This window comes from Pseudomonas sp. GW821-FHT02B10 (assembly GCF_059421865.1).
On record NZ_JBWKVU010000004.1, the window covers coordinates 255,067 to 266,631 of the forward strand.

Genomic DNA, 11,565 nt, shown 5'->3' on the forward strand with positions numbered 1-11,565 from the left:
TTGACAGAAGATTAGTCCTGCTCGAATTATCCAGCTAATGGATATTCGGAATGGGCATTATTCATGAAGCTGAATTTGCGGCACCTGGATCTCAACCTGCTCTTGGTGTTCGATGCGCTGATGCAGGAGCAGAACCTGTCCCGCGCGGCGGTGCGCCTGAACCTCAGCCAGCCGGCCGTGAGCAACGCCCTGGCGCGTTTGCGCAGCCAGCTCGACGAGCCGCTGTTCATCCGCACCGCCCGGGGCATGCAGCCCACGCCGCGGGCCCATGTGCTGCACGGCTCGGTGCGCCAGGCCCTGCGCCTGCTGCAGGAAGGCCTGGACCCGGGCAGCGAGTTCGACCCGGCGGCGGCCGACCAGACCTTTACCCTGTCGATGAACGACTACGCCCAGGCGCGCCTGTTGCCGGCGCTGTCGCGGCGCCTGCAAAGCGCCGCGCCCAAGGTGCGCCTGGCGGTGCGCAGCGATGCCGCCGACTCCCTGCCGGCCTGGCTGACCACCGGGATGCTCGACCTGGCGGTGGACTACCTGTACTTCGACGACCCCGACCTCTGCTACCAGCCGCTGCTGGAAGAACAGCTGGTGGTGATCGGCCGTATCGACCACCCGGCCTTCGAGCCGCAGCTCGGCCTCAAGGCCTATGAGCAGAGCCGGCACGTGGCGATTCCGGACCGGGGCGGGCGCGGCTCGCCGCTGGAGATCGTCCTCGGTTCGGCCAAGGTCCAGCGCCATGTGCAGCTGTTCGTCCCGCATTACCTGAGCATTCCCTTGATCGTCGCCCAGTCGGATTTGCTGGGCACGGTGCCGCGGCGCCTGGCGGAGCACTTCTGCGCGCTGATGCCGATCCGCATCGCCGAGCTGCCCTTGGTGGCGCCGCCGGTGCAGGTCAGCCTGATCTGGCATCGCCAGCAGGAGCGGGTGCCGGGGCATCGCTGGCTGCGCGAGGAGATCATCGCCCTGGCCGCCCGGTTCGCGCAGCAGCCGGAGCTTTCCGGGTGTTGATGACAAAAAACCAACAAAAGATTGGGACTGGTCCGATTGGCACCGCGGACACCGCCTGTATCCTTTGGGGCCCGCTTGACGAGCAGCCGTGCTGACTCAGAGGCGTCAACCCATTGGAGATTGCATGCGTCACTCGATTCTGAACATTGCCCTGGCAGCCAGCTGCCTCTTTGGCCTGGCCGGGCAGACCGCCATGGCGGCGGTGGATGCCAGCCAGTACGTGGAACTCAAGGATGCCGTGCCGCAGGTCGTGCCCGGCAAGATCGAAGTGGTGGAACTGTTTTCCTACGGCTGCGGTCACTGCTACAACCTCGAAGCCTCGATCAACCCCTGGGCCGCCCAGCTTCCCGAAGACGTGAACTTCGTCAAGCTGCCGGCCATGTTCGGCGGGATCTGGGATGTCTACGGCCAGCTGTACCTGACCCTGGCGACCATGGACGCCAAGCCCGAAGCGCACCACGCGGTATTCGAGGCGATCCACCGCGGCAACCGCCTGAAAACCCCCGAGGCCATGGCCGAGCTGCTCAAAGACCAGGGCATCGAGCCGGCGAAGTTCCTCGCCACCTACAACTCCTTCGCCGTGCAGGCCAAGGTGATGGACGCGAAAAAACGCACCGCGGCCTACCAGGCCACCGGCGTGCCCTCGCTGGTGGTAGACGGCAAGTACCGCTTCGGCATGACCAACGATGGCGCCAAAGGCCTGCTCGCGGTGGCGGACCAGTTGATCGCCCAGGTGCGGGCAGCAAAATAAGCCCTCGATCCCCTGGCCGCTGTCCAGCCGGCGAGGCTCGACAGCGGCTCCAGGGCATCGAGGGGCAGTCAAAAAGGGCATCGCTAGCGATGCCCCTCATGAGCGCTGTCAGTCCTTGATCCGCGGCGCCTGCGGATGCGGGCTCGGGAACGCCTGCTCATAGGCCCGGCACAGGCGCAGCACCTGATCATCGGCAAACCGCGCCCCCACCACCTGCAGGCCCACCGGCAAACCGTCCTCGGCGAAGCCGCACGGCACCGAGGCGGCCGGTTGCTGGGTAAGGTTGAAGGGGTAGCTGAAGGGCGTCCACTCCATCCATTCGCCCAGGCCGGAGCCCGGTGGCACGTTGTGCCCGGCGGCGAAGGCGGTGAGCGGCAGCATGGGCGAGACCAGCAGGTCGTAGCGCCTGTGGAACCCGGCCATGTGCGCCACCAGCGCCGCGCGGGCTTCCAGGGCCAGGGTGTAGTCGTGAAGGCTGATGCCTTCACCCTGCCGGGCAATGCGCAGCAGGCCCGGGTCGAGCTGCTGGCGTTGCTCCTGGCTCAGTTGCCCGGCCAGCCGCGCGGCGCCGGCGAACCACAGGGTATTGAACAGTTCCAGCGGGTCGCTGAACCCCGGGTCGACCTGCTCGACGTCGGCACCCAGTTGCGCCAGGCGTTCCACCGCCCGGGCCACCACCCGCGCCACCTGTGGCTGCACCTTCACGTAGCCGAAATCGGCGCTGTAGGCGATACGCAGGCCTTTGAGGTCAGTGCTCTGCGGCAGCCAGGGCGTGCTGCGTGGGGCCCCGGCAAGGCCGTCGCGGGCATCCGGGCGGGCCACGGTTTGCAGCATCAGCAGCGCATCGTCGACGGTGCGGGTCATCGGCCCCAGGTGCGAGAGGATAGTCATGGCGCTGGCCGGCCACTGCGGCACGTAGCCGAAGGTCGGCTTGATCCCGAAGGTGCCGGTGAAGGCGCAGGGAATGCGGATCGAACCACCGGCATCGCTGCCCTGGTGCAGCACGCCGAGGTTCAGCGAGGCCGCGGCGGCCGCGCCACCGGAGGAGCCACCGGCGGTGGTGCGGGTGTCCCAGGGGTTGCGGGTGATGCCGTACAGCGGGTTGTCGGTCACGCCTTTCCAGCCGAACTCCGGGGTGGTGGTCTTGCCCAGCAGCACCGCGCCGGCGTTGCGCATAAAGGCCGGGAAGGGCGCATCGACGTCCCAGGGGCCGCTGGCGGAGGTGGTTTTCGAGCCCTTGCGGGTGGGCATGCCACGGGTCAGGGTCAGGTCCTTGATCGAGGCCGGCACGCCGTCCAGCGCACCGCAGGGCTGGCCCTTGAACCAGCGCTGCTCGGAGGCTTTTGCCGCGTCCAGCGCGCCTTGCGGGTCGACATGGCAATAGGCGTTGACCTGCGGGTTGAAGCGCTCGATGCGCGCCAGGGCGTCCTCGGTCGCTTCCACCGGCGACAGGCGCTTGTCACGGTAATGGGCGAGCAGTTCGACGCCGCTCATCTCGGCGATTTCGCGGTGTCGGGTCATGCCGTCGCTCCCGCTTGCGCCGCGTTGACCATGGCCCGCAGCAACACGGCGCAACCGTCGGCCAGGTCCTGGGGCGCGGCGTTTTCGATTTCGTTGTGGCTGATACCGCCTTCGCAGGGTACGAAGATCATTCCGGCCGGGCCCAGCTCGGCGATGAAGATCGCGTCGTGCCCGGCGCCGCTGACGATGTCCATATGGCTCAGGCCCAGCTGTTCGGCGCCCTGGCGTACCGCGGCGACGCAGGCGGGGTCGAAGTCCAGTGGCGGGAAATCGGCGGTGGGGGTCAGTTCGAAGCCCAGGCCGTGCTGCTGGCAGGTGTCCTCGATCACCTGGTGCACCTCGTCGACCATGGCTTGCAGTTTGTCGGCATGCAGGTGGCGCAGGTCGAGGGTCATCTGCACCTGGCCGGGAATCACGTTGCGCGAGCCCGGGTGCAGGCTCAGGCAGCCGACCGTGCCACAGGCGTGGGGCTGTTGCTCGTGGGCGATGCGGTTGACCGCGCTGACCACCTGGGCGGCGCCCACCAGGGCATCCTTGCGCAGGTGCATCGGCGTCGGCCCGGCATGGGCCTCGACCCCGGTCAGGGTCAGGTCGAACCACTTCTGGCCGAGGCAGCCCATGACCACGCCTATGGTGGTCTGGCGGTCTTCCAGCACCGGGCCCTGTTCGATGTGCGCCTCGAAATACGCGCCCACCGGATGGCCGAGCACCGCCCGCGAGCCGGCATAACCGATGCGCCGCAACTCGCTGCCCACCGACAGCCCCTGTTCGTCCTGCTTGCGCAGGGTGTCGTCGAGGTCGAACTTACCGGCGAACACCCCCGAGCCCATCATGCACGGCGGGAAGCGCGACCCTTCTTCGTTGGTCCAGACCACCACCTCGATCGGCGCCTCGGTCTGCAGGCCGAGGTCGTTGAGGGTGCGGATCACCTCCAGGCCGGCCATCACCCCGTAGCAACCGTCGAACTTGCCGCCGGTGGGCTGGGTGTCGATATGGCTGCCGGTCATCACTGGCGGCAGCTGCGGGTTACGCCCGGCGCGGCGGGCGAAGATATTGCCGATGCCGTCGATGCTGACGCTGCACCCGGCCTCTTCGCACCAGCGCACGAACAGGTCGCGGGCCTGGCGGTCGAGGTCGGTCAGGGCCAGGCGGCACACGCCGCCCTTGGCGGTGGCGCCCAGCCGCGCGAGGTCCATCAGCGATTGCCAGAGGCGTTCGCGGTTGACCAGCGGGGTGCTGTCTTGCAACGGGGGTACGGACACAATCGGACGGTTCATTTCATCTCTCCCCTCAGGCGCTCAGGGCCAGGTAGCGGTTCTTGATGCTCGGGTCGGCGCGGAAGTCGGCGGCGCTGCCCTGGTAGACCACGCGCCCCTGTTCAAGGACGTAATGGCGGTCGGCGAGCTTGTCGCAGACCATCAGGTTCTGTTCCACCAGCAGCACCGGCAGGCCGTCGTCCTTGATCTTGCGCAGGATCTTCACCAGCTCGTCGACGATTACCGGGGCCAGGCCTTCGGTGGGTTCGTCGAGAATCAGCAGCCTGGGATCGTTGAGCAGGGCACGGGCGATGGCGAGCATCTGCTGCTCGCCGCCGGACAGCGCGTGGCCGGCGTTTTTGCGCCGCTCCTTGAGGCGCGGGAACATGCCGTAGACATCCTCCAGCTGCCAGCGGCTGCTCTTGCGCTGGGCGATGCGCAGGTTTTCCTCGACGCTGAGCAGGCGGAAGATGCCGCGGTGTTCCGGCACCAGCGCCAGGCCCTGGCGGGCGATCTCGAAGATCTTCTTGCCCACCAGCTCCTGGCCATTGAAGCGGATCTGCCCCTGGCGCGGGCAGATGATCCCAAGGATGCTGCGCAGGGTCGTGGTCTTGCCCGCGCCGTTGCGCCCCAGCAGGGTCACCAGCTCGCCGGCGTCGACCTGCAGCGAGACGCCTTCGAGGACGTGGCTCTTGTCATAGTAGGAATGGATATTCTCGACGGTCAGCATCAGGCGGCTTCTCCCAGGTAGGCGATGCGCACGCGCTCGTCGGCGCGGACGAATTGCGGTGTGCCCTCGACCAGGATCTGGCCGTGGCTCATGACGGTGATGCGTTGGCTGATGGACATGACGATGCTCATGTTGTGTTCGATCAGCAGCACCGTGTGGTCGCGGCCCAGGTCGCTGATCAACTGGGTCATGATCGGGATGTCGTCGATGCCCATGCCGGAGGTCGGCTCGTCGAGCATCAGCAGTTTCGGCCTGGAGCAGATCGACATGCCGACTTCCAACACCCGCTGCTGGCCGTGGGACAGCTCGCCGGCGAGGGTGTCGGCGCGTGCCGTCAACTGCAGGCGTTCGAGCACCTGGTCGGCCATCTCCAGGTGTTCGCGGCGGCTGTCGACGTGGCGCCAGAAGTTCAGCGCCGCCAGGCCATCGCGGCCCTGGGCGGCCAGGCGCAGGTTTTCCCGCACGCTGAGGTTCTGGAACAGGCTGGTGAGCTGGAACGAACGGGCCATGCCCAGGCCGACCCGGCCGTGGGCCGGTTTCTTGATGATGTTCTTGCCGTTGAACAGGATCGCCCCGGCGGTGGCCTGGCGTTCGCCGGTCAGGCAGTGGAACAGGCTGGTCTTGCCGGCGCCGTTGGGGCCGATGATGGTGTGGATGGTGCCGGCCTCGACCTTCAGGTTGACGCCGTTGACCGCGTGGAAGGCGCCATAGGCCAGCTCCAGGTCCTGGGTTTGCAGCAGGTACTGCGTCATGACAGTTTCTCCTCGGTCGGCAGGGCCGCCTTGCGTGGCCCCCGGATGCGTTCGAACAGGCTCGACAAGCCGCCCCACAAACCGCCGCGCATGAACACCACCACCAGGATCAGGATGATCCCCAGCAGCATCAGCCAGCGTGGCCAGAGGTCGGAGAGGAACTCGCCGAGCAGCACGATGGAACCGGCGCCCAGCAGGGAGCCGAACAGCGAGCCGGTGCCGCCGACTATGGTCATGATCAGGATGTTTTCCGACATCGCCAGGTCGATGTTCGACAGCGGCACGAAATGCAGGAGCATGGCGTACAGCGCCCCGGCGATCCCGGTGACTGCGCCGGACAGCATGAACACCAGGATCTTGAAGTGCCGGGTGTCGTAGCCGATGGCGGCGGCGCGGGTTTCGTTCTCGCGGATCGCCATCAGCGTGCTGCCGAACGGCGAGGCAATCACCCGGCGCGCGCCGATGAAGATCAGCAGGAACAGCACCGCGACAAAGGCGTAGAAGTAGCGCGCATCGCCCAGCGACAGCAGCACGGTGTCGCCGAGGCGGATCTCCGGGCGCGGCACGCTGAGCAGGCCGTTGTCGCCGCCGGTCCAGTCGCTCAGGGTGTAGGCGATGAAGTAGGCCATCTGGCTGAAGGCCAGGGTCAGCATCACGAAGTAGATGCCGGTGCGCCGGATCGCCAGGGCGCCCACCAGCAACGCCAGCAGCGCGCCCACCAGGGCCGCGCCGAACAGGGCGCTGAACAGGCCCAGCTGCAGGTGGATCATCAGCAGCGCGGCGCAGTAGGCCCCGGCGCCGAAGAAGATGCCCTGGCCGAACGACAGCAGGCCGGTGTAGCCCAGCAGCAGGTTACAGGCCAGCGCCGCGAGGGCGAAGATCAGGATCTCGGTGGCCAGGGTCGCCGACGGCAGCACCAGCGGCAGGCCGATCAGTACCGCGACCACCAGCCACGGCAGGGCGCGCGACTGGGTCTTGGCGAACGGCAGGGGATTTTTCTCGCTCATGTTCATGCTCTCCCGAACAGGCCGTAGGGACGGACCAGAATCACCGCCGCCATGGCGCCGTAGATCATCAGGCTGGCGCCTTGCGGCCAGAGGGTGGTCATCAGGCTCTGCACCACGCCCACCAGCAGGCCACCCACCAGTGCGCCGCTGAACGAACCCATGCCGCCGATCACCACCACCACGAAGGCCACCCCGAGGATTTCCGGGCCGACAAAGGGCTGGGCGCCACGCAATGGGGCGAACAGCACCCCGGCGATCCCGGCCAGGGCCACGCCGAGGGCGAAGGTCATGGAGAACAGGCGAAAGATGTTGGTGCCCAGCAGCGACACGGTCTCGGTGCTTTCGCTGCCGGCGCGCACCAGGGCGCCGAAGCGCGTGCGCTCCAGCAGCAGCCACAGTGCCAGCCCGACCAGCGCCGAGAAGACGATGAGGAACAGGCGGTAGTAGGGGTAGACGAAGTCGCCGACGATCAGCACGCCGCGCAGCAGTTCCGGCACCGCGACGCTTTTGCCGACGGGGCCCCAGATCAGCACGCTGGCTTCCTGGATGATCAGCGCGATACCCAGGGTCACCAGGATCTGGAAAGTGTGGGGCAGGTGGTAGATGCGCTGGATCAATAATCGCTCGATGGCCCAGGCCAGGGCCGCGACCACCAGCGGCGCGACCAGCAGCGCCAGCCAGAAGCTGCCGGTGAGGCTGACGGCGGTGTAGCAGATGTAGGCCCCGAGCAGGAAGAACGCGCCGTGGGCGAAGTTGACGAAGTTCAGCAGGCCGAAAATGATCGTCAGGCCCACCGCGATCAGGAAGTAGATCATCCCCAGGCCGAGGCCGTTGAGGATCTGGAACAGGTAAAGATTGAGCATGCGGGTACCCTCGACAGGGGGCCGGCGACTGTCGTCGGGCGGCCCGCTGCCTCTAGCCAGCGATGAAAAGGTCGGTCGGGGTCAGGCCAGGTTGCAGCCGGTGGCGCCGACATCCGGGAACGAGCGCCCGGAGCTGAGCACTTCGGCCAGGTCGTCCTTGTCGCGCATGTTGGCCGTGGCCTTGCCCTGCAGCAGGTAGTAATCCTTGATCACCTGATGGTCGCCGGCGCGGATGCTTTCCTCGCCGGTCGGTCCCTGGTACGTCAGGCCTTGCATGGCCTTGGCCACGGTCGCGCCGTCGAAGCTGCCGGTGGCGACTATGGTGTCGAGCATGATTTTGGTGCCGATGTAGTCGGCGGCCAGCGGGTAGGTGGGGTTGATGCCGTACTTGGCCTGGGTCAGCTTGACAAGTTCGCGGTTGAGCGGGGTGTCGACCTGGTGCCAGTACTGCGCGCCGAGGTAGATGCCTTCGAGCACGTCGCTGCCCAGTTCCTGGAACTGGTCGAGCCCGGCGGACCACACCAGCAGCACTTTCATGCGTTCCTTGATGCCGAAGTTGACCGCCTGGCGCAGGGCGTTGGAGGACTGGCTGCCGAAGTTGAGCAGCACCAGCACGTCGGGCTGGGCGGCGATGGCGTTGGTCAGGTAGCCGGAGAATTCCTGCTCCTGCAACGAGTGATAGCTGTTGCCGACGTGCTCGATGCCATGCTCGGCGCAGACCTGTCTGGCGCCTTCCAGCAGTGCTTCGCCGAATACGTATTGCGGGGTGATGGTGTACCAGCGCTTGGCCTCGGGCAGGCGCTTGATCAGCGGCACCATGGTTTCGCGAATGGCGCCGTAGGTCGGCACCGACCAGCGAAAGGTCGAGGCATTGCAGTCCTTGCCGGTGACTTCGTCGGCGCCCACCGGGGTCATGAACACGCCGTTGACCTTGCCCACCTCCTTGGCCACCGCCAGCGCCGAAGACGACAGGGTGCAGCCCTGGAAGAATCGCGCGCCGTCCTGGGCAATCGCCTCCTGCACCTTGCGCACCGCCTTGCCGGCGTTGCCTTCGGTGTCGATCACCTTGTAGTTCAGCGGGCGGCCGAGCAGGGTCGGGTACTGTTCCACCGCCAGGCGCGAGCCCATGTCGGCGAACTTGCCGTAGCTGGCGAAGGCCCCGGACATCGACTTGAGCCCGTAGAAGGTAAAGGGGTCGGCGGCAAAGGCGTTGCGCACCCCCAGCGGAAGGCTGAGGCCTGCGGCAACGGTCAGACTGGCTTTCAACAACGTACGACGCTGCATGGGGTAACTCCCTGGTTTAGTTATTGGCAGGAGCGGCAATGGCAAAACGGCGCAGCAGCCTGTGTTCAGGCTTTGTTATTGGCGAAGCGGTGTGTGGCGGGTGCGGCGGTTATCAATGGTGGTGGTCGAACTCCAGCAGGAAGTGTTGGGTGACCTCGCCCTCGAGGGCGCTCATATGGTGTTCGGCGTCGCACATGTGTTCGTGCATCAGCTGGCGTACCGCGGTTTCGTCCTCGGCTTTGAAGGCCAGCAACAGGCGCTTGTGGTAATCGAGGTTGGCGGCGTCGAACTGCTTGCGCTTGGGCTTGTAGGCCTTCTTCAGCACCACCAGGTCGCGCAGCAGGTCGTTGAGGAACTGCGCCATGAAACTCAGCAGCGGGTTGGGGCAGGCGCGGCCCAGCAGGTTGTGGAACTCCAGCTCGGCGATGCGCTGTTCGCGCTGGCCGGCCTCGCTGTCTTCCGGGGCGCTGCAGAAGTCGATATTGGCCTGCAGCGCCGCAAAGTCGTCGGCGCTCAGGCGGCCGATCACCGACACCGCCAGTTCTACCTCGATGACCTTGCGCAGCTGGTACACCTGCTCGCCGTCCATCTGCTGGAAGTGCAGATAATTGCGCAGGGCGCGGCTCGCCGGCTCGGTGCCGGCCTGGTTCAGGTAGGCGCCACCGCTGGGGCCGGTGCGGGTGTTGACCAGCCCTTCGACCTCCAGCGCCTTGAGCGCTTCGCGGGCCGAACCCTTGGAACACTGGAAGCTTTCCATCAGCTCGCGCTCGGTCGGCAAGCGATCGCCGGGACGCAGGGCGTTGATCACAATGGAACGCTTGACCGACTCGACAATCACGTCGGAAAGCTTCTGGCGTTTGCGGCGAACAGGTCGTTTGAGCATGTTTTCGATTTATCGTATTAATGCGGATAAATAGTACTTAATAGGGCTGGGCCCGCTGCGTCAATCGTCCGGGAGGCGAGCTGTCGTTTTCAATGTGGGAGGGTCGTAATCAGAACCAGGGTGAGTGGCGGCGGGGCACTTGTCGAAGGTCCTCCATCCTGTGTCCAGCCACTAAGCTGATGGCAGGCCATGCGCTGCCATAGACGGGAGGAAATCATGATTCTGTGCAAACGCGCCTACGAGCCGGCGAGCCCCGACGACGGCTATCGGGTGCTGGTGGACCGCCTGTGGCCGCGCAACTGTCGCAAGGACCGGTTGCCGCTGGACGAGTGGTTGAAAGAGCTGGCGCCGTCCAGCGGATTGCGTCGCGCCTTCAAGTCCGGCGAGCTGGATTTCGCCACCTTCCGCAACCGTTACCGCCAGGAACTGGCGGCCCGCCCCGAGTATTGGTGGGCGTTGCTGGAACGCGCGCAAAAGGGCCGCTTGACCCTGGTGTACTCGGCCCACGATGAAGTGCACAACAATGCCCGGGTGCTGGCTGAGTGGCTGGAAGACGAACTGGACCGGCAGGGCGAGGGCAGTTCGCCGGTGTGCTATGCGCACCTGTCGCCGCCTGAATGAAGGCGCTGGGTTTCAGGGGTGCTTCAACATCACATAGGCCTCGCCGCCGCGCCGGTCGTGCATCAGCAGGAAGGTCTGCTGGTCGAGGGTGATTTTCGCCGGCAGGTGCTGCGCCACCGGGGTGCTGGAGAACTGCTCGGCCAGCTTGAGAAATTGCGCGGTCAGGGTCTTGTCCCGTTGCGACGGCGTGGTCACCGCGCATTGCTTGCCTTTCTGCACCTGGACCCCAAGGCTGTGGTCCGGCCTGAGCCCCATCCGCGCGTACCCGGCATTGTCCAGCCTGGCGATGCCATAGGCCTTGGCCGCGCTGTCGGCCCCGGCGAAGGAGGGCGCGGACTTCAGGCAGATATCGCGAAAAGCCAGCACGCCTTCGGCGATGGCCGCCGCTTCCTTGTCGATGACTTCGGGCGGGCTGGCGCAGCCGGCCAACAGGGCCAGGGCCAGGCTCAAAGGGCTCAGGATCGCGCGGTTCATCGGACCTCCCAGGCATTCACGGGGCATGCTTATAGCCTAGCCAAGCTTCAGCCTGCGGGGGACCTGGGTGATGGGCGCCTTATGACAGGCGCCGAAAAAAGCGGATCAGTTGAACCCGACCGACCATCGGTTCACCGTTTCCGGCTCATGGCGCTGGCTCGGGTCGGTTTCGTAATTGCACTGGGGGCCGCTGCAGGCGTGCTCCAGGGTGATCGGCGCCTTGAACTCCAGGTGGAATTTCGTCGGCTCCTGCTCTGCTGCAGAGCTAGCCGTTGCCTCTGCCAGGGCGGGCATCGGGTAGCTCAGGTCCAGGCCTTCGGCCTGTGCCGGCAGGGCCAATACACAGAGCACAAGGCTCGCCAGGAGGGTGTTGTCGCTGAACATCGTGGGGACCGCGTTTGCACAAAAGGGTTGCCGAGTA

13 protein-coding genes are annotated in these 11,565 nt (G+C 66.1%); 3 read left to right on the forward strand and 10 right to left on the reverse strand.

The genetic code is table 11. The features are described 5' to 3' along the window. Window positions 1–63: 63 nt before the first annotated feature. A complete protein-coding gene (gene bsrA, locus AC07VU_RS11660) occupies window positions 64–1,002 on the forward strand; it encodes a LysR family transcriptional regulator BsrA (RefSeq protein WP_495029883.1) in 939 nt (312 codons plus the stop codon). 124 nt (window positions 1,003–1,126) lie between these two features. Then, window positions 1,127–1,753 (forward strand): thiol:disulfide interchange protein DsbA/DsbL, encoded by a 627-nt coding sequence (locus AC07VU_RS11665; RefSeq protein ID WP_495029884.1) that lies wholly within the window; start codon window positions 1,127–1,129, stop codon window positions 1,751–1,753. A gap of 108 nt (window positions 1,754–1,861) precedes the next feature. On the opposite strand, the gene AC07VU_RS11670 is transcribed toward AC07VU_RS11665, so the two are convergent. The 8 genes from AC07VU_RS11670 to AC07VU_RS11705 all read right to left on the reverse strand — a co-directional run bounded on the left by AC07VU_RS11670 (window position 1,862) and on the right by AC07VU_RS11705 (window position 10,049). After that, window positions 1,862–3,274 (reverse strand): amidase, encoded by a 1,413-nt coding sequence (locus tag AC07VU_RS11670; RefSeq protein ID WP_007932347.1) that lies wholly within the window; start codon window positions 3,272–3,274, stop codon window positions 1,862–1,864. Continuing rightward, complete coding sequence (locus tag AC07VU_RS11675; protein ID WP_495029885.1) at window positions 3,271–4,551, reverse strand: Zn-dependent hydrolase; 1,281 nt, start codon at window positions 4,549–4,551, stop codon at window positions 3,271–3,273. The genes AC07VU_RS11670 and AC07VU_RS11675 overlap by 4 nt, the downstream gene beginning before the upstream one ends. 13 nt (window positions 4,552–4,564) lie before the next feature. Then, window positions 4,565–5,260 carry an ABC transporter ATP-binding protein gene (locus AC07VU_RS11680; protein ID WP_495029886.1) on the reverse strand — a complete coding sequence of 232 codons (696 nt, stop codon included), beginning with the start codon at window positions 5,258–5,260 and terminating at the stop codon, window positions 4,565–4,567. Next, window positions 5,260–6,012 carry an ABC transporter ATP-binding protein gene (locus AC07VU_RS11685; protein WP_007932340.1) on the reverse strand — a complete coding sequence of 251 codons (753 nt, stop codon included), beginning with the start codon at window positions 6,010–6,012 and terminating at the stop codon, window positions 5,260–5,262. The genes AC07VU_RS11680 and AC07VU_RS11685 overlap by 1 nt, the downstream gene beginning before the upstream one ends. Next, window positions 6,009–7,019, reverse strand: a complete 1,011-nt coding sequence (locus AC07VU_RS11690; RefSeq protein ID WP_009044478.1) for a branched-chain amino acid ABC transporter permease — start codon at window positions 7,017–7,019, stop codon at window positions 6,009–6,011. The genes AC07VU_RS11685 and AC07VU_RS11690 overlap by 4 nt, the downstream gene beginning before the upstream one ends. Window positions 7,020–7,021: 2 nt before the next feature. Next, complete coding sequence (locus AC07VU_RS11695) at window positions 7,022–7,882, reverse strand: branched-chain amino acid ABC transporter permease (RefSeq protein ID WP_009044477.1); 861 nt, start codon at window positions 7,880–7,882, stop codon at window positions 7,022–7,024. Window positions 7,883–7,963: 81 nt separating this feature from the next. After that, on the reverse strand, window positions 7,964–9,166 hold the full coding sequence (locus AC07VU_RS11700) for an ABC transporter substrate-binding protein (protein ID WP_277589155.1): 1,203 nt from the start codon (window positions 9,164–9,166) through the stop codon (window positions 7,964–7,966). Between the two features lie 112 nt (window positions 9,167–9,278). Next, on the reverse strand, window positions 9,279–10,049 hold the full coding sequence (locus AC07VU_RS11705; protein WP_085534255.1) for a FadR/GntR family transcriptional regulator: 771 nt from the start codon (window positions 10,047–10,049) through the stop codon (window positions 9,279–9,281). Window positions 10,050–10,265: 216 nt separating this feature from the next. Here AC07VU_RS11705 and AC07VU_RS11710 point away from each other — a divergent pair, with 216 nt between their 5' ends. Next, window positions 10,266–10,670, forward strand: coding sequence for a DUF488 domain-containing protein (locus AC07VU_RS11710; RefSeq protein ID WP_277589154.1), 405 nt, complete (start codon window positions 10,266–10,268; stop codon window positions 10,668–10,670). 12 nt (window positions 10,671–10,682) lie between these two features. On the opposite strand, the gene AC07VU_RS11715 is transcribed toward AC07VU_RS11710, so the two are convergent. Together AC07VU_RS11715 and AC07VU_RS11720 are read right to left on the reverse strand one after the other, a co-directional pair. Continuing rightward, a complete protein-coding gene (locus AC07VU_RS11715) occupies window positions 10,683–11,144 on the reverse strand; it encodes a hypothetical protein (RefSeq protein ID WP_102679517.1) in 462 nt (153 codons plus the stop codon). 105 nt (window positions 11,145–11,249) lie between these two features. After that, window positions 11,250–11,528: a hypothetical protein gene (locus tag AC07VU_RS11720; RefSeq protein WP_277589153.1), complete on the reverse strand. Its 279-nt coding sequence runs from the start codon at window positions 11,526–11,528 to the stop codon at window positions 11,250–11,252. Between the last annotated feature and the right edge of the window lie 37 nt (window positions 11,529–11,565).